Annotated in this window: 30 protein-coding genes; 15 read left to right on the top strand and 15 right to left on the bottom strand. The window is 64.1% G+C overall.

The window, feature by feature from the left end:
• Positions 1 to 152: 152 nt before the first annotated feature.
• The gene (locus NLM27_RS38050) at positions 153 to 335 is read left to right on the top strand and encodes a hypothetical protein (protein WP_254148142.1); all 183 of its coding nucleotides are present in this window, start codon (positions 153 to 155) and stop codon (positions 333 to 335) included.
• Between the two features lie 11 nt (positions 336 to 346).
• On the opposite strand, the gene NLM27_RS38045 is transcribed toward NLM27_RS38050, so the two are convergent.
• From NLM27_RS38045 to ykgO, 3 genes are all read right to left on the bottom strand, one after another.
• Positions 347 to 607, bottom strand: a complete 261-nt coding sequence (locus NLM27_RS38045; RefSeq protein WP_254148141.1) for a hypothetical protein — start codon at positions 605 to 607, stop codon at positions 347 to 349.
• A 125-nt stretch (positions 608 to 732) separates the two neighbouring features.
• The gene (locus NLM27_RS38040; RefSeq protein ID WP_254148140.1) at positions 733 to 1,374 is read right to left on the bottom strand and encodes a tetratricopeptide repeat protein; all 642 of its coding nucleotides are present in this window, start codon (positions 1,372 to 1,374) and stop codon (positions 733 to 735) included.
• Positions 1,375 to 1,479: 105 nt separating this feature from the next.
• The gene (gene ykgO, locus NLM27_RS38035; RefSeq protein ID WP_006611362.1) at positions 1,480 to 1,605 is read right to left on the bottom strand and encodes a type B 50S ribosomal protein L36; all 126 of its coding nucleotides are present in this window, start codon (positions 1,603 to 1,605) and stop codon (positions 1,480 to 1,482) included.
• Between the two features lie 341 nt (positions 1,606 to 1,946).
• Here ykgO and NLM27_RS38030 point away from each other — a divergent pair, with 341 nt between their 5' ends.
• On the top strand, positions 1,947 to 2,831 hold the full coding sequence (locus tag NLM27_RS38030; protein ID WP_254148139.1) for an amidohydrolase family protein: 885 nt from the start codon (positions 1,947 to 1,949) through the stop codon (positions 2,829 to 2,831).
• A gap of 78 nt (positions 2,832 to 2,909) precedes the next feature.
• Here NLM27_RS38030 and NLM27_RS38025 read toward each other — a convergent pair whose 3' ends face one another.
• Positions 2,910 to 3,644: an SDR family NAD(P)-dependent oxidoreductase gene (locus NLM27_RS38025; protein WP_254148138.1), complete on the bottom strand. Its 735-nt coding sequence runs from the start codon at positions 3,642 to 3,644 to the stop codon at positions 2,910 to 2,912.
• Between the two features lie 161 nt (positions 3,645 to 3,805).
• Between NLM27_RS38025 and NLM27_RS38020 the strand changes: the two genes are divergently transcribed.
• Complete coding sequence (locus NLM27_RS38020) at positions 3,806 to 4,177, top strand: helix-turn-helix domain-containing protein (protein ID WP_254149027.1); 372 nt, start codon at positions 3,806 to 3,808, stop codon at positions 4,175 to 4,177.
• 93 nt (positions 4,178 to 4,270) lie between these two features.
• Here the strand turns inward: NLM27_RS38020 and NLM27_RS38015 are convergent, their stop codons facing one another.
• The 3 genes from NLM27_RS38015 to NLM27_RS38005 form a co-directional block, all read right to left on the bottom strand.
• A complete protein-coding gene (locus NLM27_RS38015) occupies positions 4,271 to 5,218 on the bottom strand; it encodes an alpha/beta hydrolase (RefSeq protein WP_254148137.1) in 948 nt (315 codons plus the stop codon).
• 62 nt (positions 5,219 to 5,280) lie between these two features.
• Positions 5,281 to 5,868 carry a glutathione S-transferase N-terminal domain-containing protein gene (locus NLM27_RS38010; RefSeq protein ID WP_254148136.1) on the bottom strand — a complete coding sequence of 196 codons (588 nt, stop codon included), beginning with the start codon at positions 5,866 to 5,868 and terminating at the stop codon, positions 5,281 to 5,283.
• A gap of 311 nt (positions 5,869 to 6,179) precedes the next feature.
• Positions 6,180 to 6,659, bottom strand: a complete 480-nt coding sequence (locus NLM27_RS38005; protein ID WP_254148135.1) for a GNAT family N-acetyltransferase — start codon at positions 6,657 to 6,659, stop codon at positions 6,180 to 6,182.
• Positions 6,660 to 6,902: 243 nt separating this feature from the next.
• Here NLM27_RS38005 and NLM27_RS38000 point away from each other — a divergent pair, with 243 nt between their 5' ends.
• Genes NLM27_RS38000 through NLM27_RS37990 form a run of 3 tightly spaced genes read left to right on the top strand, consistent with a single transcriptional unit; the run spans position 6,903 to position 9,031 of the window.
• On the top strand, positions 6,903 to 7,634 hold the full coding sequence (locus NLM27_RS38000; RefSeq protein ID WP_254148134.1) for a haloacid dehalogenase type II: 732 nt from the start codon (positions 6,903 to 6,905) through the stop codon (positions 7,632 to 7,634).
• Between the two features lie 40 nt (positions 7,635 to 7,674).
• Positions 7,675 to 8,142 carry a YbaK/EbsC family protein gene (locus tag NLM27_RS37995; protein ID WP_254148133.1) on the top strand — a complete coding sequence of 156 codons (468 nt, stop codon included), beginning with the start codon at positions 7,675 to 7,677 and terminating at the stop codon, positions 8,140 to 8,142.
• A gap of 55 nt (positions 8,143 to 8,197) precedes the next feature.
• The gene (locus tag NLM27_RS37990; protein ID WP_254148132.1) at positions 8,198 to 9,031 is read left to right on the top strand and encodes an adenylate/guanylate cyclase domain-containing protein; all 834 of its coding nucleotides are present in this window, start codon (positions 8,198 to 8,200) and stop codon (positions 9,029 to 9,031) included.
• Positions 9,032 to 9,088: 57 nt separating this feature from the next.
• Here NLM27_RS37990 and NLM27_RS37985 read toward each other — a convergent pair whose 3' ends face one another.
• Together NLM27_RS37985 and NLM27_RS37980 are read right to left on the bottom strand one after the other, a co-directional pair.
• The gene (locus NLM27_RS37985) at positions 9,089 to 9,448 is read right to left on the bottom strand and encodes a hypothetical protein (RefSeq protein ID WP_254148131.1); all 360 of its coding nucleotides are present in this window, start codon (positions 9,446 to 9,448) and stop codon (positions 9,089 to 9,091) included.
• 135 nt (positions 9,449 to 9,583) lie between these two features.
• Positions 9,584 to 10,570, bottom strand: coding sequence for a tripartite tricarboxylate transporter substrate binding protein (locus tag NLM27_RS37980; RefSeq protein WP_254148130.1), 987 nt, complete (start codon positions 10,568 to 10,570; stop codon positions 9,584 to 9,586).
• Positions 10,571 to 10,715: 145 nt separating this feature from the next.
• Here NLM27_RS37980 and NLM27_RS37975 point away from each other — a divergent pair, with 145 nt between their 5' ends.
• On the top strand, positions 10,716 to 10,973 hold the full coding sequence (locus NLM27_RS37975) for a hypothetical protein (RefSeq protein WP_254148129.1): 258 nt from the start codon (positions 10,716 to 10,718) through the stop codon (positions 10,971 to 10,973).
• A gap of 116 nt (positions 10,974 to 11,089) precedes the next feature.
• Here the strand turns inward: NLM27_RS37975 and NLM27_RS37970 are convergent, their stop codons facing one another.
• On the bottom strand, positions 11,090 to 12,028 hold the full coding sequence (locus NLM27_RS37970; protein WP_254148128.1) for a LysR family transcriptional regulator: 939 nt from the start codon (positions 12,026 to 12,028) through the stop codon (positions 11,090 to 11,092).
• Between the two features lie 119 nt (positions 12,029 to 12,147).
• On the opposite strand from NLM27_RS37970, the gene NLM27_RS37965 reads away from it, so the two are divergent.
• The 3 genes from NLM27_RS37965 to wrbA all read left to right on the top strand — a co-directional run bounded on the left by NLM27_RS37965 (position 12,148) and on the right by wrbA (position 14,377).
• Positions 12,148 to 12,900, top strand: a complete 753-nt coding sequence (locus NLM27_RS37965; RefSeq protein WP_254148127.1) for an SDR family NAD(P)-dependent oxidoreductase — start codon at positions 12,148 to 12,150, stop codon at positions 12,898 to 12,900.
• A gap of 36 nt (positions 12,901 to 12,936) precedes the next feature.
• Positions 12,937 to 13,635: a pirin family protein gene (locus NLM27_RS37960; RefSeq protein WP_254148126.1), complete on the top strand. Its 699-nt coding sequence runs from the start codon at positions 12,937 to 12,939 to the stop codon at positions 13,633 to 13,635.
• A gap of 142 nt (positions 13,636 to 13,777) precedes the next feature.
• Positions 13,778 to 14,377 carry an NAD(P)H:quinone oxidoreductase gene (wrbA, locus tag NLM27_RS37955; protein ID WP_254148125.1) on the top strand — a complete coding sequence of 200 codons (600 nt, stop codon included), beginning with the start codon at positions 13,778 to 13,780 and terminating at the stop codon, positions 14,375 to 14,377.
• A 226-nt stretch (positions 14,378 to 14,603) separates the two neighbouring features.
• On the opposite strand, the gene NLM27_RS37950 is transcribed toward wrbA, so the two are convergent.
• Positions 14,604 to 15,488, bottom strand: coding sequence for a protein-L-isoaspartate O-methyltransferase (locus NLM27_RS37950; RefSeq protein WP_254148124.1), 885 nt, complete (start codon positions 15,486 to 15,488; stop codon positions 14,604 to 14,606).
• A gap of 114 nt (positions 15,489 to 15,602) precedes the next feature.
• A complete protein-coding gene (locus NLM27_RS37945) occupies positions 15,603 to 16,079 on the bottom strand; it encodes an Lrp/AsnC family transcriptional regulator (protein WP_254148123.1) in 477 nt (158 codons plus the stop codon).
• Positions 16,080 to 16,201: 122 nt separating this feature from the next.
• Between NLM27_RS37945 and NLM27_RS37940 the strand changes: the two genes are divergently transcribed.
• Complete coding sequence (locus NLM27_RS37940) at positions 16,202 to 16,741, top strand: alpha/beta hydrolase (protein ID WP_254148122.1); 540 nt, start codon at positions 16,202 to 16,204, stop codon at positions 16,739 to 16,741.
• A 4-nt stretch (positions 16,742 to 16,745) separates the two neighbouring features.
• Here the strand turns inward: NLM27_RS37940 and NLM27_RS37935 are convergent, their stop codons facing one another.
• Positions 16,746 to 17,888 (bottom strand): GNAT family N-acetyltransferase, encoded by a 1,143-nt coding sequence (locus NLM27_RS37935; protein ID WP_254148121.1) that lies wholly within the window; start codon positions 17,886 to 17,888, stop codon positions 16,746 to 16,748.
• A 121-nt stretch (positions 17,889 to 18,009) separates the two neighbouring features.
• Positions 18,010 to 19,341, bottom strand: a complete 1,332-nt coding sequence (locus NLM27_RS37930) for an O-antigen ligase (protein WP_254148120.1) — start codon at positions 19,339 to 19,341, stop codon at positions 18,010 to 18,012.
• A gap of 340 nt (positions 19,342 to 19,681) precedes the next feature.
• On the opposite strand from NLM27_RS37930, the gene NLM27_RS37925 reads away from it, so the two are divergent.
• Positions 19,682 to 20,668 (top strand): glycosyltransferase, encoded by a 987-nt coding sequence (locus NLM27_RS37925; RefSeq protein WP_254148119.1) that lies wholly within the window; start codon positions 19,682 to 19,684, stop codon positions 20,666 to 20,668.
• Positions 20,669 to 20,683: 15 nt separating this feature from the next.
• On the opposite strand, the gene NLM27_RS37920 is transcribed toward NLM27_RS37925, so the two are convergent.
• Positions 20,684 to 21,712, bottom strand: coding sequence for a glycosyltransferase family 2 protein (locus tag NLM27_RS37920; RefSeq protein ID WP_254148118.1), 1,029 nt, complete (start codon positions 21,710 to 21,712; stop codon positions 20,684 to 20,686).
• Positions 21,713 to 22,120: 408 nt separating this feature from the next.
• Here NLM27_RS37920 and NLM27_RS37915 point away from each other — a divergent pair, with 408 nt between their 5' ends.
• The 3 genes from NLM27_RS37915 to NLM27_RS37905 all read left to right on the top strand — a co-directional run bounded on the left by NLM27_RS37915 (position 22,121) and on the right by NLM27_RS37905 (position 26,369).
• Positions 22,121 to 22,921 carry a bifunctional 2-polyprenyl-6-hydroxyphenol methylase/3-demethylubiquinol 3-O-methyltransferase UbiG gene (locus tag NLM27_RS37915; RefSeq protein ID WP_254148117.1) on the top strand — a complete coding sequence of 267 codons (801 nt, stop codon included), beginning with the start codon at positions 22,121 to 22,123 and terminating at the stop codon, positions 22,919 to 22,921.
• Positions 22,922 to 23,200: 279 nt separating this feature from the next.
• Positions 23,201 to 25,573 (top strand): exopolysaccharide transport family protein, encoded by a 2,373-nt coding sequence (locus tag NLM27_RS37910; protein WP_254148116.1) that lies wholly within the window; start codon positions 23,201 to 23,203, stop codon positions 25,571 to 25,573.
• Entirely contained in the window at positions 25,566 to 26,369 is an 804-nt protein-coding gene (locus NLM27_RS37905; RefSeq protein WP_254148115.1) for a WecB/TagA/CpsF family glycosyltransferase, read from the top strand. Before NLM27_RS37910 ends, NLM27_RS37905 begins: the two co-directional genes overlap by 8 nt.

Genomic DNA, 26,369 nt, shown 5'->3' with positions numbered 1-26,369 from the left:
GAACGTTCATGCAGTCGTCATCGCGGCTTCCATATAATCGCCATGGTCGGTTCCGCCATCTAGGCGCGGGTGGGCGCCGATCCTCCTCGCAGCCTCAGGGCATGCGGGAAAGACCGGCAGGATTTGTCCTGATTTGAACCGGAGGATTTTCGATGAGCATCAGATCGAACGACACCGCGATCGACGAGATCGTCGCGAGCTGTAGCGGCGACCTGCGCGGTGCCGTGCGGGCGCTGCTGCTGATCAACGAGCATCTCGAAGCGGAGCTGGCAAAGGCCTACGCAGCGGCCGCCGATCAGGGCCTCGTCGAGCGAGCCAGCAGCGTCCTGCACTAGATGCAAGCGACTTAGTTCGACCCGTCCTCGTCCTTTTCCTCGTCGGGTGTGACCGCAGGACAGGCTCGGATCGTCGAGCGGGCAAGCTTGGCATCGGCCCTGGATTTGTAGGGGCCGTCGCCGAACCAGATATCGCCGATGATCACGGGATTGCTGGTCACGATGTTGCATCTGCCGGTGGCGCGGTTGCCGACCACCCAGAACAATCCGTCGGCGAGACCAGCGGTTCCCGACGCAAGCAGCAAGCTACCGGCAAAGATCAAGCGCTTCATGGCTTTTGCTCCTGCCATGCAAGTAGGCCTGCGGCGATGCCGGCAATAGGCCTCAAAACGCCGCGTTTCCGATCGTGGTTAATCCGCGTCGGCCATGATTGCTCAGGAAATGATCAACTTATCCGCTAGATGTCGCGGCCTTCGACCTTCTCGGTCAGCGCCTTGACCTGGTCGGGGATCTTCTCGAGGTGCGGATTGACGGCGAGCGCCTTGCGGTAGGCGTCCAGCGCACGCTTCTCGTCGCCGACCTCCTGCATGATCATGCCGAGCCCTGCGAGCGCGCCGAAATGGCGGGGCTCGCGGATCAGCACTTGCTGGATGTCCGCGAGCGAGCGGCCATAATCGTTCTGCATGTAATAGAGCGTCGCGCGCCGGTTCCAGGCCTCGATGTAATCCGGCCTGAGCTTGATGACCGAATCCAGCAGCTTGATCGCGATCTCGATCTTCTGCGCCTCGGCCGCCGTCTTGGCGCGCGCCATCAGCAGCGCCGCAGTGTCGCTTGGGGTCTGGAGCCACATCGCCCAGATCCGTGCCTCGACATGCTTGGCACTGGCCTCATCGGGGGCCGCCTTCAACGCACCGAACAGGAAGTCGAGGTTTTTGGTGCGATCGACCTTGGGCAGCTTCGCCGGCGCCTCCGGCAGCTTCTTCGGCTTGCCGGGCGGAGGCGGCGGTTCAACCTGCTGCGCCAGCGCCGGGGCGAATCCGGCGGCTCCCGGCACGAGGGCCAGACACAGGATGAGCGCGAAAGGGAATCTCACTGCCATGGCGAAAGTCTAAACGCGTAAAGCCGCCCTTGCAAAGCAGGGGCGGCGTCAAACTCGTGTGAGACCGTGGTCTGGCGGGCGCGCGCGGCGTCCGGCAGGGCGAGATCAGCCCTGACGCGCCTTGAAGCGGCGCTGCACCTTGTTGATCACATAGACCCGGCCCTTGCGACGGACCAGGCGGTTGGCGCGATGGCGACCGCGCAGCGATTTCAGCGAGTTACGGACCTTCATGGCAGAATCCTGAACGTTCGAAAGGCCGTGTTCGGCACTACCGTTTCGGCACGCGCGAATGTGGCAAAATGAGATCTTTCCCGCTGGCGGACCGACCGCCCGGGACGGGGCGGTTCTTAAGGCATGGCGGCAGGTGATGTCAATGTTAACTGCCCGGTTCCGAACCGGCAATTTCGCGAAAACAACCCCATGCACAGTAGGTGCGGCCGGATCGGCCCGATCTGCCCCATCGGACGTCGCGCACAGCAAAGACTTTTGCAGGCTGCGGTTTTGCCTCCCGCGACGCCTTGCCAAATTCGTTATATCATATAATCAATTCCGCAACCCGTCGGGAGGAAACCATGCCGAAGCTGAAGCTGCCGAACATCGACGACGTCGTCGCCATCGACATCCACACCCATGCCGAGGAGCCGTGCGGCTGCCATCCCGACGACGGCTATGACGATTTCCAGGCGCAGATGGCGGAGTATTTCAAGTCGCCCAACAAGCATCCGCCGACCGTGCCGGAGACCGCGGCCTATTACCGCGCCAAGAACATCGCCGCGGTGATCTTCCCTGTTGATGCCGAGCGCGAGACCGGCTTCCGCCGCTACAACAATTACGAGATGATCGAGGCCGCCTCCGACCATCTCGACGTCCTCATCCCCTTCGTCTCGATCGACCCGCACAAGGGCAAGCTCGGCGCGCGTGAAGCACGCAAGCTGATCGAGGAATACGGCGTGCGCGGCTTCAAATTCCACCCGACCATGCAGGGCTTCTACGCCAACGACCGCATGGCCTATCCGCTCTACGAAGAGATCAACAATGGCGGCGCGATCGCGCTGTTCCACACCGGCCAGACCGGCGTCGGCTCCGGCATGCCCGGCGGCATGGGCATGCGGCTGAAATATTCCAACCCGATGTACATGGACGACGTCGCGGCCGATTTCCCCGACCTCAAGATCATCCTCGCGCACCCCTCCTTCCCCTGGCAGGAAGAGGCGCTATCGGTCGCGACCCACAAGCCGAACGTCTATATCGACCTCTCTGGCTGGTCGCCAAAGTACTTCCCGCCGATCCTGGTGCGCTACATCAACTCGATTCTCCAGGACAAGATGCTGTTCGGCTCGGACTGGCCGGTGATCACGCCGGACCGCTGGCTGTCGGATTTTGCCAAGATCGAGATCCGCGACGAGATCCGACCGAAAGTGTTGAAGGCGAACGCGCGCAAGCTGCTGGGAATCTAGGCTTGTAGTCATCGCCGCAGCGCATTGAGGGCTTCGATCCTTGACGACCGAAGCCCTCACGCTCGGATGCTCGAGGCCTCAGACCTGCGCGAGGCCTCCATCGACGAAAACCTCGCCGCCGGTCATGTAGCTGCTGTCCGAGGACGCCAGGAACGCAGCCACCGCGCCCGTCTCGGCCGGGTCACCGACGCGCCCGATGGGCGTCGTGCTCCCGAGCGCATCAAACGCTTCCTCGCCGACGACCTCCAGCGCCAGCTCCGTCTTGGTCGGCCCCGGCGACAACACGTTGACGCGGATGCCGGTGCCGCGCAGGTCGAGCGCCCAGCTGCGCGCGAGATTGCGGATCGCGGCCTTGGTCGCGCTGTAGACGCTGAATTGCGGCGTCCCCATCACGCCCGTGCTCGAACCGGTCAGGATGATCGACGATCCCTTCCGCATCAGCGGCAGGGCTTTCTGCACGGTGAACACCAGCCCTTTCACATTGACGTCGAAGATCTGATCGTAATGCTCGGGCGTGATCTCGCCGAGCGGTGCAAACGCCCCGGTCCCGGCATTGGCGAACAGGATGTCGACGCTACCGCGTTCGGCTTTCACCGTCTCGTACAGTCGGTCGAGGTCGGATAAGTCGGTGACCGATCCCCTGACCGCGTGCGCAGAGGACCCCAGCTGCGCGAGGGCAGCGTCGAGCGGCTCCTGCCGCCGTCCGAAGATGTAGACGATCGCGCCCTCATCGACGAACCGTTTGGCGGCTCCCAATCCGATGCCGGTTCCACCGCCCGTCACCACTGCCGTCCTGCCTCGTAGTCTGCTCATGATGTGCTCCTTCATTGAGGTTGCACTGAGCTGGCGGCCTACCCACCTATCGACAAGTATGCACCTTTTGGTAAGTATCCAAAAAAATGTCGTCAGATCGTTCAGACCCCATCTCTCCGCCGACGCAGGCTCAAGCAGACGTCCAGCATTGCACGCCGAACCTGCCCGGGTTCACCTGCGGCCTTGATGCGACCCTGCGGGTTGTCTCGGGCAAGTGGAAGCCGCTGATCCTGTACTTCCTCGCCCAGGACGGCCCGACCCGCTACGGCGAGCTCCGGCGAGCCGTGCGCGACGTCAGCGACAAGGTTCTGATCCAGCAGCTGAGGGAGCTCGAGGCCGACGGTCTGGTGAAGCGGACCGACTACAAGGAGGTGCCGCCGCGCGTGGACTACAGCCTCACGCCTTTGGGCCACAGCCTGGCCCAGGCCCTCGTGCCGCTCTGCTCCTGGGGCACGGAGCACATGGCGGAGGTCAGCCGGGTCTTCGCCGAGCGAGAGGCCTGGTCGCGGCGAGGACGTCCACCGACTGTCTAGCTTGCGCTGCTCTTCGTCCGAGCTCTGCTCCGCCCCTGATTGCAGCCCGTTGGCGCATCTCGCCCCGAGCCCGGCTTGGGCCAATAGCCAAGGCTAGGTCCCGAAGAATGCCCCCATCACCGCCGCCGCTTCTTCGTTGGCCTTCAGCCCCTGGCTGAGGAACCTTGTCAGCGAGAAGCAGCCGTGGATAGTGCCTGGATAATTCACGTAGGTTGTTTTCACACCGGCATCGATCAGCCGCTCGGCGTAGGCGCGGCCCTCGTCGCGCAGCGGGTCGTAGCCGGCCGTCAGCACGAAGGCGGGCGGCAGGCCCTTGAAGTTGTTGGCTAGCAGCGGCGAAAGCCTAGGGTGGGTCCGATCGACGCCGGTCGGCAAATAGGCGCTCCAGAACCAATCGATCAGTTCCTTGGTCAGGAAGTAGCCGTCGGAGAATTGCTTGTGTGATTGACTCTCGCGGCTCAAGTCGGTCGCGGGATAGATCAGCATCTGGAACGCCGGTCCCGTCTCACCCGCGTCGCGCATTGCCTGGCACACTACGGCAGAGATGGCGCCGCCGGCCGAATCGCCGCCGACCGCGAGCCGCGCCGGACCCACGTCGAAGGCGGCGGCGTTGTCGCGGATATAGCGGAAAGCCGCGATGCCGTCGTCGGTCGGCGCCGGGAACGGGTGCTCGGGCGACAGCCGGTAGTCGATGGCAATCACTTGACAGCCGCTCCTGTTGGCGAGTCGCCGACAGGTCGAGTCATGCGTCTCAAGCGAGCCGGCCACGAAGCCGCCGCCGTGATAATAGATCAGCGTCGGCAGTGGCCCGCTTGGTAGGCCCAACGGCCGATAGCGCCGAAAGCCGATCTTGCCAGCCGGTCCGGCAAAGCCACCGTCCTCGACTGCGGCAACCTCCGGCGGGTCGACCTCGCCGTCCTCCAACATCATGTCGACGGCGGCACGGCCTACGGTGTAGGGCAGCGTATTGGGCTTGGGCCTTCCCTCCTGGACGGCCTTGTCCATTAGGTCGAGCAGCGTGCGGGCTTCGGCATCGAGCATGGGTCACTCCTCTTCGAACAGGAGTTCGGGTGGGAAGAGGCCTTGCCGAGAACGGGCTTTCCTCAGACGAGTCCTTCATCTGCGAGCGCTTTGGCAACCGAAGGAATCGTCTTCATGTGCGCGAGATAGTCGTTGAGCCGCTTCGGCACCTCGATCTCGTTCTTCTCAGCCCACATCAGCATCACGACAAGATACGGGTCTGCGATCGTCATTCGATCGCCCACCAGAAACGGCCTATCGCCAAGCTGGCCGGCGATCGTGGCGAAATGCTTGACCAGCAACTTTCGCGCCTTGACCCTTTCCGCATCGGTCGCGTCAGCGTGGAAAAAGGGCCTGAAATTGCCATGGAATTCGGTGGTCATGAAGGAAGTGGCTTCGAGTGCGCGCCAACGGCCGAGACCCTCGCTGGGAAGCAGGGCCCCCGCTTGGTGGGCGATATAGTCAAGAATGGCGAGATTTTCGGTAAGGACACTCCCATCGTCGAGTTCCAGCGCGGGAATGAACCCCTTTGGATTGATCGTCATGAAATCACGCCCATCCTCGGTCCGCTTGCCCCGTTCGACTTTAACGAGTTCGTATGGAAGGCCTGTCTCGATCAGCACGATGTGATCAGCCAAGCTACAGCCGCCGGGATGGTAATAGAGGATCATGAGATTCTCCGTACTTGTCGGTCGATAGGAAGCTTGACTGGAAAGATAGGCGACTTGATCGGGACCGTATCGTCACGTCCGGTTGTCTCAAGCGGAAGTGACCGGGCAATTAGCATCGGCTGTGGGTCTGTTAGCGGCTTCGACAAACGATCAACACGTCAATGCTGTTCCTGCGACAAGCGAAGAGTCTCACCGAGGACGAAGCCCGCAGCAACATCGTGTTGCTGCGGAGTTTCAAGCTCCGACATGATTTCGGGCAAGGCGTGGGCAATGTCCGCTCCGGGGCCACAAGCAGGCGCGCCAGTGTTGCACTACGCTTCGCGAGGCATGATGTACAAGAGTTGGGGCAGTACAGTTTCCGGCGAAAAGTAGAACGGCGCTTCGCCAATCCTGGTCGCCCCCATTCGCTTGTAAAAGCCCTCCGCCGACGGTTCGGCATTAATCAGGATAGCCCCGGCTTTGAACTCGGTCGCGCGAGTTGCAGCGGCTCCGAAGAGTACTCGACCAATCCCACGCCTCCAAAGAGCCGGCTCGACATAAAGTCCTTGGAGCAGTGCAATTCCTTGAAGCCCCGTTGGCGTCACCCAAACGACGCCGACGACTTTGCTTGAGCTGTCTTGTGCCACTTCAACCCAATTCCCGCTGATCATCGGCACGGTTACCGCCAGCGCAGGAATGGTACGGTCGATGAACGCCTCGTCGTGTCCGGCATGCATAGTTGCACGTACAGCGAGGCGCGTTAGCTCACGTTGTTCCTCAGGCTTGGCCTTTCGAACTGAATAATCGTCCATACCCCTCTCCTTTTCTTGGCCGCTATTTTAGATTGTGATGGCCTGGAAAGTCGGCAATGGGTCCAATCTGCAATGCACTGATCCAGCAGATGATTTCCGTCTGAGTACCAAAAGCCGACCTCCGCGCCTAAGGGGATACGCGTCCAGCCGGCCAAGCAGCACCCAATTCGAGTTTCTTTCTTGGATCGACATCGCCGCGCCTTGTATAATCCTTCGGTCCACACCCCACAGAGGAATGGTCTAGTGACGATCAAAGCCGTCGTCTTCGACGCCTACGGGACGCTCTACGACATCCAATCGGTCGCTGAGATTACCGAGGATGCGTTTCCTGGCTATGGCGAGATCATCACGCAGGTGTGGCGCATCAAGCAGCTCGAATACAGCTGGCTGCGCTCGCTGATGCGGCGCTACCAGGATTTTACCGTCGTCACCCGCGACTCGCTCGCCTATACGCTGCGCATGCTGGGGCTTGCTTACGAGAACGACGCGTTCGAGCGTGTGATCGGGAAATATCTGCACCTCGATCTCTATCCGGACGCGACAGCGGCGCTTGCCGCCTTGAGGCCGCGAAAGCTCGCCATCCTCTCCAACGGCAGTCCAGACATGCTCAATGCGCTCGTGCGCAATTCCGGCCTCGACGCCCTGCTCGATGCCACCATCAGCGTCGACGCGAAGAAGATCTTTAAGCCGAGCCCGGAAGCCTATGAGCTGATCGGCGAGGCGCTCGGCACCGCGCCGAACGAGGTTCTGTTCGTCTCGTCCAATCCCTGGGACGCCGCCGGGGCGAAATCGTTCGGATTGAAGGTTGCATGGACCGAGCGGGTGACGCCCGAAGCCATGGCGCTGGCTTGCGTCGAGAACGAACTCGTGGCACCGCTGACGATGTTCAGGGCGATCCGTACTCAGATGGACGAGCTCGGGTTCGCGCCGGATCATCGTATCCGCGCCCTCTCCGAGCTGCCAGGAATCGCCTAAGCGTCGTCGCCCCCATGAGTTTTGCAATGAGCTGTCTGGAATGAGCCTTCAATCCGTTCGCGATTTCTTCGCCGAAAAAGCCCCCGACATATCCGTCATCGAATCCCCGATCAGCTCCGCAACCGTGCCGCTGGCCGCCGAAGCCTATGGTGTCGAGCCCGGCCGGATCGCCAAGACGCTGTCCTTGCGTATCGGCGAGCGCGTGATCCTGATCGTCGCGAGCGGCACATCGCGCATGGACAACAAGAAGGTGAAGGCGCAATTCGGCGGCAAGCCGAAAATGCTGGGACTGGAAGAGGTCGCGGATATCACGGGCCACGAGGTCGGCGGCGTCTGCCCGTTCGGCCTGAAGGCGCCACTGCCGATCTATTGCGACGTCTCATTGAAGGCGTTCGACGTCGTGGTGCCGGCCGCAGGCTCGACCCACAGCGCGGTGCGCATCACGCCCGACCGAATGGCCGAGCTGACCGCGGCCGAATGGGTCGATGTCTGCGAGATCAGACCGTAAGGCGATTGCGGGATGCCTGATGCATTTGCCGGTCAGGGAGGCTAATGTAGGGACCATGCCCGACGATAAGGTAAAACGACGGCTGACAACCGTACTGTGCGCCGATGTATACGGCTATTCTCGCCTCATGGAAGCAGACGAGGCGGGAACGCTGGAGACGCTCCGCCGCTACCGCACGGCCATTGCGGGATTGGTCGAGCGTCATGACGGTCGCATCGTGAATACCTGGGGCGATGCCGTGATCGCCGAGTTCGCCAGCGTCGTCGAGGCCGTGCAATGTGCGGTCGAAATTCAGCAAGAGATTTCAAATCAGGATTCGGACCCGTCTCGCGTGAACCCGATGCGGTTTCGCATCGGCATCAACCTCGGAGATGTGATGGTTGATGGCTCCGACATCTATGGCGACGGAGTCAATATTGCGTCGCGGCTGCAAGAACTCGCTGAACCCGGCGGCGTCGTGATCTCGAGCTCGGTCTACGATCAGGTGCACAACAAACTGGCCGTCGGCTTCGACTGTCTCGGCCAGCGGCCCATGAAGAACATTGCTCCCTTGACCAGCTATCGGGTGACCTTGGGCGACCAAGCCGCCGGCCGAGGGAGCTTCGCGGTCAACGAAAGCCCAGCTCGCCGGGAGGATGCCGGTGCTATGCGGATGGGCGACAGGCACGGGCCATCCTCATGGACGAGTGTCGTCTCGGACTGGCTGGCGAAGCTGCCACGCCCGGTTGCAGCGGCCCTCACGGTGTCGGCCTTTTTAATTCTGATCAATCTGTTCACTGGCGCGCATAAAATCTGGTTCCATTGGCCAGTCGCAGCCATTCTCTTCGGTGTTGTCTTGCGGATGGCGCTTGGCCATCGACCTGAGTCGGACAGCAAGAGGGAGCGCTGAACGAAGCGGTACGACCGCATCTTGGCGCTTACGCTGCGTACCGTGCGCCAGGCAGCGCTAATCGTCGTCCTCATCATAATAGGGCCGCGGCTGCGCGTATGGAGGCGGCGGCGGCGCATTGTTATAGCGCGGCGGCGGCGCGATGCGGTTGCGCGGCACCGGCTGCTGCTGCTGGACCTGATTGTTGGACTGGAACACCGCACGGCAGCCGCTCGACAACTGCGGCGTGTTCTGTTGCAAGCAAGCCACGATGCGGTTCCTGTCCGGAATCTGGTCACTGCACAGCCGCCACACATCGGGTGTACAGGCCATCTGCTGCTCCATTGTGCCGCGATATTCCTGGGCGACGGCTGCGCCCTGCGCAACGATGCCGCCGATCGCGAGCGCCACACCCAGCGCAATCCGCTCTGTTCGCATTGTCTCGGTCCTTCCCGATCCGTCAAAACCTCCTCAATCAATGAGGCGGGGGAAGGTTCTGGACCAACAACAAAACGTGAAAGAGCGCTTGGAACCTGTTCGCCCGGCCCATTCTCCGGGCCACCGCGATGCCCCCTACTCCACCTTGCCGATCCTCTTCACCGCCGCGATCAGCCGCGCGCTGTCGGTCGCGACGAATTGCGAGAAGGCCGGTGCATCCTGATAGGCGACGAGACTGCCCGAGGCCTCGAACGCCTTGAGGACATCGGGGCTCGTCATCACCTGCGCCATCGCCTCGCGCAGGCGGGTCGCGATTGGTGCAGGAAGAGAACTCTGTGCAAAGAGCCCGGCCCAGATGTACATCTCGACATCCTTGTAGCCGAGCTCCTGGAAGGTCGGCACGTCAGGGAAGCTCGCGATGCGCTGCGCTCCGCAATTACCGAGCACGCGCAGCCTGCCATCGTCGACCTGCGGCTTCAGCGTGCCGGGTGCGGCGGCGATCGCCTGCACGGTACCACCGAGGATCGCGGTCAGCGCGGGACCTGCACCGCGAAACGGCACGTGCAGCAGCTTGATGCCGGCGCTGCTTGCGAACATCTCCATCGCCACGTGCAGCGTGCCGTAGGGCCCGGACGAGCCGAAGGTGATCTGGCCGGGGCGCTTCTTCGCGTCCTCGACGAAATCCTGCGCCGTCTTCCATGGCGCCGAAGCCGGCACGGCGAGCAGCGTGGGATCGGCGAGCACGCGCGAGATCGGCATGAACTGCGAGACCTCGTAGGCAACGGGACGCTCGAACAGCCGGTCGGCCTCGGGGAGCACCGCGAGCGAGGACAGTGTCATCAGCAGCGTGTAGCCGTCAGGCTCGGCGCGTGCCGCCGCGGCGTTGCCGACCGATCCGCCACCGCCGCCGGCCCTGTTGTCGACGATGACGGGCTTGCCGAGGACCCGCTCCAGCGCCTGTGCGACGGGGCGCGCCGCAAGGTCGGCCTGTCCGCCGGCGGGAAACGGCACGATCATGGTGATGTTGCGGACCGGATAGGTTTGGGCGAAGGCCTTGTCAGGTAACGCAGCGCGCAACAGCGGCAAGGTTGCAGCGGCGCGCAAGAGATCGCGTCGGTCCATGAAGGTCACTCCCCCAATTTTTCTTGTTTCGCTCCCAGCCTAGCGCGGCGATTGGCAAGAACAAGCTGTTTACGAAGCGTTAGCCATGTTCGGCCGAGCCCGGAACGCATGCCTGAGGCCTCCGTTGCCCTCCCAGGAGTGTGCCATGGGAAAACTCGCAACTATCGACGTCGCCCTGGACGAGATGCTGGTGAATCTCGCCGCGATTGTCCTGCGGCTTGCAAAGCCCGAAGTGACGCGAACGCCGGAAGCACGGCGCGCATTGGCGCAATCCGTCCGTCAATATGCGGTTTGCGCGAAGCGTTCGAGCGACCCTCGCGTTCACGAATTGAAGTCGCAGCTGGACGAGACGCTGAAGCCGAGCCTGCGCATCGTCGCGATCGACGGCGTGAAGGTGGCTTAGTCGATCCGTCATTGCGAGGAGCTCTTGCGACGAAGCAATCCAGAATCCCGCCGCAGAGACATTCTGGATTGCTTCGCTGCGCTCGCAATGACGGGGTCGTTGGAAGTGCTCTCGCCCTAGGTCTTTGCTTTCGCACTCTTCTTCGCCCGCCGCTTGCACGTGCCCGGCAGCTTCGCCGCCAGGAAATCGCCGAGCGCCTCGACACGAGCGGGGCGCGGGCCGCCGGGCGGCGTCACCAGGTGCACCGCGCCTTCGGCCTGCTTCCAGTCCTTCAGGATCACTTCGACCTGGCCTGAGGAGATCGCCTCGCCGACGATGAACTCGGGCAGCTCGGCGATGCCGAGGCCTGCGATCAGCGCCGGCATCACGGCCTCGCCATTGTTGACGCGAAGCTGGCCGCCCGGGCGCACGCTGGCCTGCTCGCCGGCCGAATTGGTGTAGTGCCAGACGTTGGGCGTGGAGAGATAAGCGTAGCTGAAGCATTTGTGCTCGGCCAGATGCATCGGATGCGTCGGCCGGCCGTGTTGCTTGAGGTAGGACGGCGCGGCCACGGTGTAGCGCGGCATGGTGAAGAGCTGCCGTGCGATCAGCGAGGAATCCGGCAGCCGCGCGATCCGCACCGCCATGTCGAAACCTTCGCCGATCAGGTCGACGGTCGCATCGCTCAGATGCAGGTCGACGGAGACTTCCGGGTAGGCCTGAAAGAATTCCGGCAGCAGCGGCGCCACCGCCTTGATGCCGAATGTCATGGGAACGGCGAGCCGGACCAGTCCGCGCGGCGCCACCGATTGGGCCAGTGCTTCGTTCTCCGCGGCTTCGCCGTCGGCCAGCAGGCGTGTCGCGCGTTCGGCGAGCTTGTGCCCGGCATCGGTCAGCGCGAGCCGGCGCGAGGTGCGGTTGAACAGCCGGGCGCCGAGCCTCTCCTCCAGCCGCGTGACCGCCTTGGAGACCGTCGCCTTGGACATCGCAAGCTCGCTTGCGGCCCCCGCAAACGACCGTAATTCCACGACTTTTGCAAAAATCGCGAGCGCCTCGAAGTCGGGGAGTTTTGCCATGGCAGCCGATCCATTAGGGACAAATATCGAAACAATGCGTTTCGACAGTTTCTATTTCTATACCACGGACGGAGGCTTATCCAAGGGTCAATCGCAAACTGACGCAACGGAGAAATCCAATGACCAAGAAGCTCTCAGGCAAGGTTGCCCTCGTCACCGGCGGCTCGCGCGGCATCGGCGCGGCTTCGGCCCGCGCGCTCGCAGATGAAGGCGCTGATGTCGCCATCAGCTATGTCGCTTCGCCCGACAAGGCGGAAGCCGTCGTCACGGAATTGAAGGCAAAGGGCGTCAAGGCGCGCGCCTTTAGGGCGGACCAGGCCTCGGCCGGGGACGTTACGCAGCTGGTCAAGGACGTCGCGAAGGCGTTCGGCCACCTCGATATCCTCGTCAACAATGCCGGTGTCGCCGCCGGCGGCGCGATCGACGATGCCAATGCCGACACCGAAGCGCTTGCCCGCCAGGATCAGGTCAACGTGCATGGCGTGATCGCGGCGATCCGCGCCGCCTCGCAGTTGATGGGTGAAGGCGGTCGCATTGTCACCGTCGGCTCGATGCTGGCCGACCGCGCCTCGTTCCCGGGACTTGCGGACTACGTCGCCACCAAGGCGGCCGTCGTCGGCTACACCAAGGGCGCGGCACGCGACCTCGGCCCGCGCGGCATCACTGTGAACGTGGTGCAGCCCGGCTCGATCGACACCGACATGAATCCGAAGGACGGCGGCGAGTTCGCCGAGACCCAGCGCAAGCAGCACGCGCTCCAGCGCTTTGGCCGCCCCGAGGAAGTCGCAGCGGGCGTCGCCTTCCTCGCAAGTCCCGAAGCCTCCTTCGTCACCGGCACCGTGCTCAACGTCGACGGCGGGTTCGGCGCCTGATCCAGGCGCCACCCTTCAACTCGAGGAATTACGCAAATGATCGAACTCAGACCTTTCGCGGAGCTCGGCGGCGCCGATCACGGCTGGCTCAAGGCCAAGCATCATTTCTCTTTCGCAAGCCACTATGATCCCAACAACATGGGTCACGGCGCCTTGCGGGTGTGGAATGACGACGAGATCGCACCGAACACCGGCTTTCCCGCTCATCCCCACGCCAACATGGAAATCATCACCTATGTGCGCGAGGGCGCGATCACCCATCAGGACAGCCTCGGCAACGAGGGCCGCACTGAAGCGGGTGACGTGCAGGTGATGAGCGCCGGCAGCGGCATCCGCCACTCCGAGTACAATCTCGAGCCGAGCAAGACCCGGATCTTCCAGATCTGGATCGAGCCGACGTCACGCGGCGGACAACCGACCTGGGGCTCGAAACCGTTTCCGAAGGCTGATCGTTCCGGCAAGCTCGTCACCATCGCGAGCGGTCTTGAGGGCGACACGGATGCGCTGCCGATCCGCGCCGACGCGCGGGTGCTCGCCACCACGCTGAAGGCGGGCGAGAGTGCGGAGTACCAGTCGCAGAAGTCGCGGCATCTCTATTTGGTGCCCGCGGCGGGCGCGGTCGAGATCAACGGCGTGCGCGTCAACGCCCGCGACGGCGCTGCGATCCGCGACGAGGACCAGCTGAAGATCACCGCGCTGGAAGATTCAGAGATCGTGCTCGTCGACGCGGCGTAAACCGCTCTCTCCGTCCATGGCCGGGCTTTGTCCCGGCCATCCACGCCTTTCGGCACGGAAAACAAGTACGTGGATGCCCGGGACGAGCCCGGGCATGACGACTCCAAAGATCAATCCATCAAATCTGAAACGGAGACTTCCCATGACCAAAGTTCTCGTCCTCTATTATTCCGCCTATGGCCACATCGAAGCCATGGCCAACGCCGTTGCCGAAGGCGCGCGCGAGACCGGCGCGACCGTCGACATCAAGCGCGTGCCGGAGTTGGTGCCGGCCGAGGTTGCAAAAGCCTCCTACTACAAGGTCGATCAGGCGGCTCCCATCGCAGAGATCGAGGATCTCGCCAATTACGACGCGATCATCGTCGGCACCGGCACCCGCTTCGGCCGCATGGCCTCGCAGATGGCGAACTTCCTCGATCAGGCCGGGGGGCTCTGGGCCAAGGGCGCCTTGCACGGCAAGGTCGGCGGCGCCTTCACCTCGACCGCGACCCAGCATGGCGGCCAGGAGACGACGTTGTTCTCGATCATCACCAACCTCCTGCATTTCGGCATGGTGGTGGTCGGCATGAATTACGGCTTCGCCGGCCAGATGATGCTCGACGAGGTCACCGGCGGCGCGCCCTATGGCGCCACCACGATCACCGGCGGCGACGGCAGCCGCCAGCCCAGCGCCAACGAGCTCGCCGGCGCGCGCTACCAGGGCCGCCAGATCGCGGAGACCGCCAAAAAGCTGCATGGCTGATGCGACAGGGGCGGCATTCTCTTTCGGAAATGCCGCCCCATCTCCGTGGAGGAGATTTCACCAAAAGCGATACGGATGGCTTTCGAACTCTTGTTGATCGCGCAGATGATCCGCCGGCCCGCACAGGTGCTGGCGCGCCGCTGGTATTGTCGCAGCCTCGTTCGCGCCTCGCGTGGCCGATTTCGCTGTGCAGGTTGCACGGGATCGTGATGCGCGACGCCTGACGTCAAGCCTGCGTGATGTCCGCGTGCGCAGGAATGCTGATCGCCGGCGCAGGTGCCGGCGCCGTCGAGAGCCACCAGCCTTCACCGGCAAACCAGCACGTCTCGTCCTGAGCGCCTCCTCTGCGCAGCGACTGCACGCTCTCCCATCCTTTCGCAAACGCCTCGGCCAATCGCCGGCCGGCTTCAACATCCTGCAATCCCGCACAGCCGATGAACTGGGCACGGCCCAGGAATCTTGCCGGCCAGACCGCGCCCTTGTCAGGGCGCGTGATCATCAACATGCCACCGAGCACGCCTTCGGGCGCCAGCGGAAACACCAGGCGTCCGCCCGGCCGCAGCGCCTCGAGCCATTCCGTGGCCGGCTGCGCGGCGCCCGCGCAGACATAGATCACGTCCGCATCGGGCAGACCGGACGTGATGCCAGAACGTTCGCATAGATCCGCGTGAGCGATGTCCTTGAGATTGTCGCGTGCGAGTCCTGCCAGGCGTTCGTCGATTTCGTAGGCATGGACACGCCCGCCGGGGCCGACGAGATGCGCGAGGATCGCAGTGTAATAGCCGCTGCCCGCCCCGATCTGGATCACGGTCTCGCCTTCCTTGACAGCGCAGCCGCTGAGCCAATAGGCGTGCGCACTGGGCATCCCGATGTTGAGGCCGCGCGCGCTATCGAGCGCCAGCAGCGCGTTCTGATAGATGAAGGCGGGATCATCATCGGGCGTCACGGCATAGGTGTGGCTGCCGAGAGAGATCGACCACGGCCCGGGCCCAACGAAAGGCTCGCGCCTGACGGTCCGAAACGCCTGCTCGATGCGGGGATCCGCGGCCTTCGCCGCGGCGCAGATCAACCGGGCATAGAATGCGCGATATTTTGCCGAACGATCTTCCATGTCGCCTCCGGAAAACAGAGGCGACGATAACACAACGCGCACGATAACCGGTAGCCTGGCGCAATCCGGAGCTTTGTGACGGCGCGATGACGTGCCGATCGCGCGGGTCCTGCCTCAGCTGCGTTCGGCTTTCTTCCTGACGAGGTCTTTGCCGATCGGCCGCGCCGGCTCGCTCCGGAGCACCAGCGAGGTCGTGACGGCGCCAAAGCCGGCAATGCGGTCCACGATCGTCTCGAGGTCTTCCGGCGCCGGGACGAGCACCTTGAGCACGAAGCAATCATCGCCGGTCACACGATGGACTTCGATGATGTGGGGCATCTCGCTGAACCGTCTCAGGCAGGTCTTGATGTGCTCGTGCGTGGTGCGCAGGCGCACCAGCGCCATCAGGCCGAGCCCGAGCGCGCGGGGGTTAATGCGGGCGCCGTAGCCTTCGATGATCCCGGCTTCCTCCAGCCGCTTCACGCGCTCGGAGACGGCCGGCTGGGACAGCCCGACGGCACGGCCGAGCTCGGACAGCGGCACCCGCGCATTGACTTGCAACGCCTCCAGGATCTTCAAGTCCTTGGCGTCGATGCTTCCGAAGCGATCCAACAAAATTCTCCATTCCGCCTTGAGATCAACGGCGGATGATCGATTCCACCGATGACTTGCCATGTCACGCAGCGTCTCGCCCGGCCACACTGCGTCTCCCTCTCAGATATCACGGGACGACCATGCACGACATCATCACCCTGCCCGGCCTCGGCGGCTCCGGCGACACCCATTGGCAGACGATTTGGGAGCGCAATGATGCGCGCTTCCAGCGATTTCAGCCGGCGAACTGGGACCAGCCGGACCTCGCCGACTGGGAGCAATCGCTGGAGCGCGCGGTCAGGCGCTGCGCGACGACGCCCGTGCTGGTCGCACACAGCCTCGCCTGCCTGTTGGTGGCGCACTGGGCCGCCCGATTCCCATCCAGCATCGCGGGCGCGTTTCTGGTCGCGGTGCCCGATCCTGATGGCGCCAACTTTCCGATGGAGGCCGCCGCGTTCAAGACGGTGCCGGACCGCGCGCTGCGCTTCCCTTCGCTCGTCATCGCCAGTACAGACGATCCCTATGGCGAGATCAATGCGACAATGCAGCGAGCGCACGCCTGGCGGTCCGGTCTCATTGTGCTCGGCGCACTCGGCCACATCAATGCGTCGAGCGGGCTCGGCGACTGGCCGCAAGGGCGCGCGCTGCTGGAGGCCTTCAGTGCGGGCCTTTCGCGATGACGGATCAGCGCATCTTGCGCAGCGCCGGCGTGGCGATGGCGGCGAGCCTTGGATATCGGCGCAAGCCCTGCGCGGCATGATCGCGCCATGCATAGGGCGCGCCGCGCCAGGACAGCGCGACGCTGACATCGGTCAGCGGCACCGGCTGGGCGCCGAAGCGGCGCTTGTAGTCCTGGTTGCCGATGCTGAGATCGAAACGGCGCACGCCCTCTGCATGCAGCGCCGACATGGTGCGCTCGGTAACAAGCAGCCCGGGCGAACAGCTCGACCACGAATCGCCGGCGTGACTGATGCGCAGCAGATAATAAGTCGCGCCGTGCCTGACGCCGAGCGAGGTGCCGATGACGCCCTCGTCGCACACCAGCGCCGAGACGACTGCATAGCCTTCCGCGATGCCCTGGCGGGCCACCTCGCGGTAGAACCGCGCATGAGTCTCGTCGTTGAGGACAAACGGCGAGCCGAGCTTTCGCATGCGCGCCTGCTGCTGGACATCCATCACGTCCAGCAACTCATGCGCGCGCGCGACATCCGTGACGATCTCGAACCGCGCGCCGGCGTGCCGACTGAAGACGCGCCAGCAGCGCGGCATCTGCATGCGCTTGATCGACGCCTGGTAGGCTCCATAGTCGTCACCCAACAGCACGAGATTGCCGTTGAGCGAGGAGGATCCGATCCGGCCGAGCGACACCAACGGATTCGGCTTGCCGCCGATCTGGGCCGGCATCTTCTTCAGGCGCAGCAGATCGAAGCCGTCAGGCAAGGCGCGCAGCGCGCCGACCAGCGCCGTGCCGATCGCACACATCGCCGCCGCGTCCACCGCGGCATCGAGCGACAGGATCGGGGCGTTGTTGTCGGAGACGCCGAGATCGGCAAACTCGACGATGCGGATGCCGCGCCTGATATGGCTCATCATCGGCACCAGCGCGATGTCCTTGCCGGTCGCGGCATCGGAAATCACGGCGATCAGCGGTGCGCGTTCGTGAAATGCCTCGTACCAGGCGCCGAGCCAGTAGCCGTGCTGGAACGCGGTACGATGGCCTGCGTTCAGGCGCGAAGCAGCCCGCCGCCAGTCACGCACGAAATCGACCACGATTCCCGGCGTGCTGGACACCCGACCTTCTGATTGCTCGACGCTGAGGAACGTCATCCGCGGGACTTACGATTACTGAGTGTTTCCAGATAGATTATGTTTCGCCGCGGACCACAAGTAACGTCGCTGCTTATCGTTAAGCCGATGCAACCAAAGCCGTTTCCGCTGCGACAAGATGTCAGCGCTCGGGTTCCGTAGGCGCGACGCACTGGAACCTGGCCATGAAGTGCAGGCCGGCCACCGCGAGAACGAACATGAACCAGATCGGATTCTGCCGATCGAGCAGGAAGGTCTCGGTGGCTCCATAATATAGGCCGAACAGCCATATCGTCAGGAACAGTTTTGCCAGCGCGCTGCTGCGGTTGTGCGCCTGAGCCGATTGGAAATTGCCGAGCGGTGCGAGCACGAAGACGAGAATCACGAGCAGCAGCCCCGGCAGGCCGATGGTGACCGCGAGATCGAGATAGCTGTTGTGGCTGTGCGCCGCCGTCGTCGCCCATTCGGCGCCTTGCGCGGTCTGCCGTGCGCTGACGTCGTCCCAGAAGGCCGCATAGCCGTGGCCGATGATCGGCTTTTCCGCGACGGCTGCGAGCGCGAACTCCCAGATCGCGGAACGGCCGGTGAAGGTGGGATCGAGCGGAAGCAGCCGCGTCATGGCGCCGAGCGCCGGGCTCAGGACGCTGCCGACCGTGAGCAGATTCATCACGATCAGTGGCACGAAGCAGATGATCCGCTTCAGCCACAGGCTCCGCGTGACGTAGACCAGCGACGCCAGCGCGTAGATCGCAAGACACAGCACCGAGGACGTCTTGCCGCCGGTGAAGATCAGGAAGATTCCGGCAAGCATAGCGATCGCCGGGCCCATCACGAACGAGCCGACACCGCAAAGGTAGATGCCGACATAGACCAGAATGGTCATCACGGGCGAGGCGACGTTCTTGTGGCCGAAACTGCCGCGCCAGTCGCCCGCGAGCTGCGGCTCGGTGATGTCGAGCGCGGTGTGGATCGAATATTGCGGCGCGAGGAAGACACCGAGATAGCACAGCACCAGCAGCGCGAGCGCGGCACCGCCGAGGCACAGGTTGAAGCTGCGCTGCGTCGGCGGCAATAGCGGCAGGAGCACGGCGAGCGACGTCACGCTCGCGGCGAGCACGAAGCGCTGGAACGAAACGCCGCGGCTCTCGGAGAAGGCGATGTTGATCAACAGCCAACCGACGAGACAGAGATGCAGCGGGGTCACCAGGGTCTTCAGCGCCGGCGCATCGGTCGCGGCGACGAACAGCACGGCGACCACGGCCAAAAGGCCGAAGGCGATGTAGGTCAGCGCCATTCGCCCGCCGACGACGGTCACGAAGTTCTCGCTGCGCAGGTCGGGAAACGGATCGAGCGTCACCAGGATCAACAGCAAGGCCGCGACGGCGACGAGGCAGCGCGCCGCGCGCACGGCGTTCACCCCCGCGAGTCCATCGCGCAGGACGTGGCCGAACGGTTGGGCTTCGACGTCAGTCATGTCAGCGGCGCTGCGATCCAAGCTGCAATCCATCGCGACAGGGGGTGAGGCCGGCGAAGCTTCAGGTTCTAGCTCACGGCCGTTAACCATCCGTCAACCAGCATGACGAAGACGACAGGCATAATTCTGCGCGAGCAGCGCTGCCGCACTCCCTAGGTTTGCGGCAGGCTCGATGTCATCGGCTTAACGTTATTCCACGAATCCGGCGCCGCGCGGACGCTCGCAGCAGCGACTTGCCCACAATGCGGGTATCATTCGCAGCAGCCGAGATTTCGATTGTTGACATTGCCCGCTTGGCAAACCCGCCCTGGTTAACAGACCATTAAAGACGAGCCGCCGCTTGATCACCGCCGACGAGGTTCTCGAACTACCGCCAGCCTCGCGCGTAGCGCCGGCGACGCGCCTGCCGCTGCCGATGAGTCCGGCCCCGTCGGTGTCCGTCGTCATTCCCGCCAAGAACGCTTCGGCGTATATCAGCGAAACTATCGCGAGCGCGCTGGCACAAGTCGATGTCACCGAGGTGATCGTCGTGGACGACGGCTCGACCGACGATACCGCTTCGATCGTCCGCGCCCTGCGAGACGGGCGGCTTCGCCTGATGAACAACGATTCCGCCGGCGTATCGGCGGCGCGCAATCTGGGCGCGCGGCATGCGAGCGGCGACTGGCTGCTCTTCCTCGATGCCGACGATCGACTGCGTCCCGGTGCAGTGGCGACACTGCTGGCGGCAGCGCGCGGCGCGCCGCGCGCGGTTCTCGTCTATGGCGACTACAACACGATCGACAGCGAAGGACGGCAGATCGGCCGGCGCGACCTGCTGAAAGGACGCAGCAAACCATCCGGCGATGTTCTGACGCGGCTCGCGGCCGGCAACTTCATCGTCAATGGCGGCATCGTGCTCACCCGTGCGGAAGCCTTCCGCGCCATCGGCGGCTTCGACGTCTCCCTCAGATATTGCGAGGATTGGCACTGCTGGTGCCGTCTTGCCGCGATCGGCGAGTTCGAATTCGCGCCCAAGCTCATGCTCGACTATCGCCTGCACACGGCCAACACGATGAACGCGGCGGTACGGACGCCGCAGGATTTCTTCCCGGCTGTCGCGCGGGTCTTCGACGACGGGCTGATCCTGGCGAGACTGCCCGAGGGCATGGCCGGGCCGTTGCGCCAGGCCGCAGAGGTCCATCTCGTCACTTATTCGGCAATGCAGGCCGTGCGTTTCGGCAGATATCGCCAAGCCTTCGCCTATCTCGCGATGGTCGCCCGGCGCTCACTCAAATCGCTGCCACGTTCGGCTGTGCGGGTGCTTCTCACCCGTTTTGGCATCTAGTCCACCGTCACGGCGTCAGGACACGATCTTCGAGGCTTCATAGGGTTTCGGCTCGATACCGAACGCCGCGAGCACGGAGCCGAGTGCGACCATCACGGGATGCATCGCAACGACGGTCTTCGACGACGTCAGCAGACCGACCGCGCGCACCAGCGACAGCGGCAGCCGCCCCACCATCTGCGCAAACACCAGCATCCGCGCCGATGCGCTCTGCGCAGCCTTGGACTGCACGCGATAATTGATCGCGCCGATGCGCAGGCCGCGTTTCGCGATCCAGCCAAGACCGGTGCGGCTCTGTGGCACGGTCTCGGTGATGACCGCCTCCGCCGTCCAGTGGAACGTCATGCCGGCATCGCGGCACCGCACGAAGAAGTCGCAGTCGCCGCCGCCGAGAAAATTGAAGCGCAGGTCGAAGGCCGGGCGATCGAACCGGTCGAACACCGCACGCGTGATCAGACAATTGCCGCAACCATAAATCAGCGGCACCGCCCCGCTGTAGTCATAGGCGGGACAGAAGGCGGGATGACGCGACAGCCAGGGCTGGCTGTCGTCGTCGAAGACCGGCAGCACCGGCCCGCCGACCACGTCGGCGCCGGTCGCCTCCGCGGTCCGAACCATCAGCTCGAGCCAGTCGCTCGATGCGACCTCGTCGTCGTCGATCATCAGGAAGCGGGTCGCGGCGGGAAACAGCGCCTGCGCCGTCTCGAACGCGGCGTTGATCGCCTGGCAATTGCCTTGCCGCTTCTCGACGAGACAGATGCCCTGGAGCCGGCCATCGGCGAGATACTCCGCGGCGACCGGCGCGCTCTCGCGCCGCGCGGCATCGTTCTCGACCATGACGACGGCAAAGGAGCGGGGCGTACGCTGGCTTACCAGCGAGTCCAGAGTCAGCCGCAGATGCTGCGGGCGGCGGAAACAGGGAATGCAGACGACGATGCCGACCGACAGGTCGACGACGCGGGAGCTCGCCACGATCTCCCGGTCGGGATCGCGCACGACGTCCGAGATGCTCGTGGCAGACAGGTCTGTCGGGATCAATGTCATGACGTCCTAGATGTCCGAGATATATTGAAAAAGCCCTGCTTTGATCGCGCGGATCGCCCCCGTCCCGCGACGGCACATCGTCGCGGGACGGATGCGTCCCATAAATGAACGGCCGGAGAGTGGCAGATCCCGACGTCACGCCGGCGATCTCCAGCCATCTGGGCACAGACCATGCACTTAACCGACTTCGCTGGTTTCTGCTGCGAAACCTCGCACGCGTGTTAGTGCAATTCGCGGTCCATTGCGCCGACAGCATCTCAACATGAACGATGCCGTAGTTAACGCCTATGCGCATTAACCCGACCGTAAGCACTGCGATCAGTGAGACGGCGCGGCATCAGATTTGCTCTTCGGGCAAGCGAGTTTTTTCCTGTAAATTTGAATAGAACAAGCGCGGTCAGAAAATCCATGAACAAGCCAGCTACGATCGATTTCGCGACAGCCACGGCAATCAACGTCTCCGCGGCCGCTCCACCCACCCAGGCGCTGCACGATCTGATCCCCGGCGAAGCCCGCGACAGCCTGCTCGCCGTTCATGACGTGCTGCGCCGCGAACTGCCGCAGGGCCGCCTCGCCATCTATGAAGCCGGCGGCGGCTCGTGCAGCGTCCTGCCGCCGGAATTGCCGGGCCGCAGTCGCGTCACCGTCGTCGACATCGACGAGGACCAGGTCCGCAACAACACCTACGCGGACGAGGCGATCCTCGGTGACGTTCAGACCTACCGTTTCGGGCGTGAAACCTTCGATCTCGTGATCTGCTACAACGTGATCGAACATCTTCCCGACGTCGAAGCGGCATTGCTCAATTTCCGCGACGCGCTCAAGCGCGGCGGAATGATCCTGATCGGCGCGCCCAATCCACGCTCGCTGTCAGGCGTCGTCACCAAATATTCGCCGCACTGGTTCCACGTCTGGTTCTACCGGCACATCCGCGGCATCAAGGATGCCGGCCTGCCCGGCGAGCCGCCGTTCCCGACGTTCTTTCATCCGCTGGTGACGCTGCCGAGGCTCGAAGCATTCGCGGCCGCCAACGGTCTCGAGATGATCTATCGTCGTGAAGTCGAGAGCCCCCGCTATCCCGAGATGCGTCGGGGCAAGCCGCTGTTTGCCGCCCTGGTCGACGCCGGCGCCGCGGTGCTGAACGCGGTGCTCCCGCGCGGCACCGACGTCCGCCGCGGCGACTATCACGTCATCCTGCGGAAGAGCTGACAGCCATGCGCGCGCAGCTGATCGCACGACGAGCGAAGCTTCGCGGCCACGCTGCGCGCGGTAACGAACCGTTAATCTCTAGGGGAGCTCGGCGTCACGGCGACGCGCCAAAGAGCAGCATGCGCTTAAACGCTTTGTTTGCCATTTCGGTGAATAGTCCCTCAATGAGTATGGTTAATTTTCCCTGTTGCGTTGATTGGGCACCTATATCCCGGGTGCGTGGCGTAAAGCGAAGAGTAACCCCTCAGCCCGCGGCAGTTGGAATGAAAGCTGGGGACCATGCTTGACTATGACCAGCCCATCGATCGGGTCAGACCGGAGGCTCCGGAACGGAAGCCTCAGGCCGACTTCAATGTGCTGGAGCTCGCCAATTTGCTCTGGCGGCGAAAGGTCGGCGTCGTCGCGGCCGCCCTGCTCGGCGCGACGCTTGCGGTCACCGTCGGCAAGAGCGTGACGCCCCGCTACACCGCCACCGCCCAGCTCTATGTCGATCCGCGCGAGCTTCAGCTCGTCGATCGCGAGCTCACGCCGCGCGCACAGGACGTCTCCGGCATGTCCATGGTGGTGGAGAGCCAGGCGCGCCTGATCACCTCCAACAGCGTGCTGCTCCGGGTGATCCAGCAGGCCGGTCTCGACAAGGATCCGGAATTCGGCGGCGGCGAGGGCACGAGCCTGATGTCGTCGCTGCTCGGCCTGATCGGCCTTCAGCCCCGCGCACCCTCCGCCGCGGAGAAGAAGGAAGTGGAGCTCGCGGCGCTCGACGCGTTGAACAAGCACATCACGATCCGCAAGACCGAGAAGAGCTTCATCGTCGACATCGAAGTCTGGTCGACGGACCCGGCCAAGGCGGCGATGCTCGCCAATACGCTGACCAATGCCTACCTCACGGAATCCCGCAACTCGCAGGCTTCGGCCGCACGGCGCGCCACCAACGATCTGTCCAGCCGCCTGAAGGAGCTGCGCGAGCGGCTGCGCAACGCCGAGACCGCGCTCGCCACCTACAAGGCCCAGAACAATTTCGTCGGCACCCAGGATACGCTGATCAGCGACCAGCAGCTCTCCGCCAGCAACCAGCGCCTGGCCGCCGCCCGCGCCGCGACGATGGATGCGCAGGCACGGCTCGACCAGATCGAGGCGAGCCGTCGCACGGCCACGGACGCAGGTGCGATCCCCGAGGCGCTGCAATCGCCGACGATTGCGAACCTGCGCGCGCAATACGCCGACGCCCGCAAGAAATATGCGGAGCAGGCCGGCGAGCTTGGCCCGCGCCATCCGGCGCTGCGCCAGACCGAGAAGCAGGTTGAAGATCTCAAGCGTACCATCAACGAGGAGATCGACCGCTTCGCCCAGTCCGCCAAGAACGACCTGACGCGCGCCCGCGACTTCGAAGCCTCGCTCAACCGGGCGCTGGAAGCGCAGAAACGCCAGAGCGTTCAGCTCAGCCAGGCTGCGGTCCGCCTGCGCGAACTTGAGCGCGAGTCTGACGCCAGCCGCGATGTCTATCAGTCCTTCCTCAAGCGGTCGCGCGAGACCGAGGAGCAGGAGACGCTCAACACCTCGGCGGCCCGCGTCATCGGCGAAGCGACAGTGCCGCAGCGGCGTTCATTCCCGCCGGCGATGAGCCTGTTCGCCATGATCGGCTTCATCTTCGGCGCGATCGCTGCGTCAAGCTGGTTCGTTGCGGCCGAGCTGCTGTTCCGTGGTGCGACCGCGCCGGCGCCGACGCCTGCCCGTCCACAGCGCACGCCGGCGCCGGATGCAACGCGAGTTCCGCAACGCGCGCGGGCTCCGGAGGCCGCACCGCCTCTACCGCCCTCGCCAGCTCCGGAAGTTGCGCAGGTTCCGCCGGAACTTGCCGCACCTCCGCTACAGCCTTCGATGGTCGAGAAGCCGCTGATCGAAAAGCCGCTGATCGCGCGCCTCCAGGAGGCCGACGTCATCCACACGCTCGGCGCCATTCTCGCCACGGGGGGCGGCGTCGATCTCACCCGGCTCGGCTGGCCGACCCTGCGCCCCGGCTTTCCCCTGACCACGCTGCTCAATGCCTGGCGCGATATGCGCACTGCTGGGGCCCGACGCGCCGACGGCAAGGCGATGCCGGTCATCGCACTCGTCGGTACCGGCGAGACCACCGGGCGGAGCGTAGCTGCGCTGAATTTCGCGCTGGCGGCCGCGCGCGACGGCGCCCGCGTGCTGATGATCGATGCCGACCATCAGGGATGCTCGCTCTCGAACAAGGTCAACCGTCGCGGCAAGAGCGAACCGAGCCGGCTCGGCTGGCTCTCGATCGGCAGCAAGGACGCGCGCGAGATCAAGACGGTCAACGGCATCTCGGTGCTGCCGGCAACCGGAGGCGATCCCGGCAAGGCGACCGAGGCCATCCGCAAGGCAATTGCGCAGGCGCGTGCCGCGAGCGGCTATGACCTCGTGATCCTCGACGGCCCCGCCGTGCCGCTCTTGGCCGGCGGCCGCAAGCTGCTCGATGAGACCGACGCGCTGGTGGCGGTGCTGCCGACCAGCCTCGACATCAACGACAGCCTGGAAGAGATCCTGACCGCGCTCGGCGGCGCCGAGCGCAAGCTCGTCGGCGTCGTACTTGACGAGCTCACTCCCGCAGCTCAAACGCGCCAGCGAGGCAGACAATATGCTTGAGCGCCGCGTCAACTTCGATGGACGGGCGGCAACCGCTGACGTGCCGCGGACAACCGTTGGCGGCCTTCGCATGGCCGCGCTCGACCTGGAGGAAACCGCCGATTTCATGATCGAGGCGACCGATCCTGACAATCGCATCGGTCGTCCGCTGTACCTGACCTCTGCCAATGGCGAGGTGCTGGCGCGCTGCTCGACCGAACCGCAGACCGAGCGCCTGTTCCGCGCCGCCGACCTGATCAATGCCGACGGCCAGCCGCTGGTGGCGGCGTCGAAGCTGCAATCCTGGTTCCCGCTGCCCGAGCGCGTCGCGACCACGGACCTGTTCCACGTCGTCGCGCGCAAGGCGGAAGCGGTGGGCCGCACCTTCTACATGTTCGGCGCCAGCGAGGCCGAGAACATCACGGCCGTCGAGAACGTCCAGACGATGTATCCGAACCTCAAGATCGTCGGGCGCAGCCACGGCTATCTGCGCGGCGAGGCGCTGCGCGAGAAGGTCGAGGAGATCAACGCGCTTGCGCCGGATTATCTGTGGGTCGCGCTCGGCGTGCCCAACGAGCAGGCATTCGTGGAGGAATTCACGCCGCACCTCACCAATGTTGGCGTTATCAAGACATCCGGCGGCCTGTTCAATTTTCTGTCGGGCAGCCGTTCCCGCGCGCCGCAATGGATGCAGAAGATCGGGCTTGAATGGGCCTGGCGTACCTGGCTCGAGCCACGCCGCCTGCTCTGGCGCTATTTGACCACCAACCCCCGCGCGCTCTATCTTCTCTTAAGCCGCAACCGACCCCTCCGCTAA

This window comes from Bradyrhizobium sp. CCGB12 (assembly GCF_024199845.1).
Lineage (GTDB): Bacteria > Pseudomonadota > Alphaproteobacteria > Rhizobiales > Xanthobacteraceae > Bradyrhizobium.
This window is presented reverse-complemented; position numbering and strand designations above follow the sequence as displayed.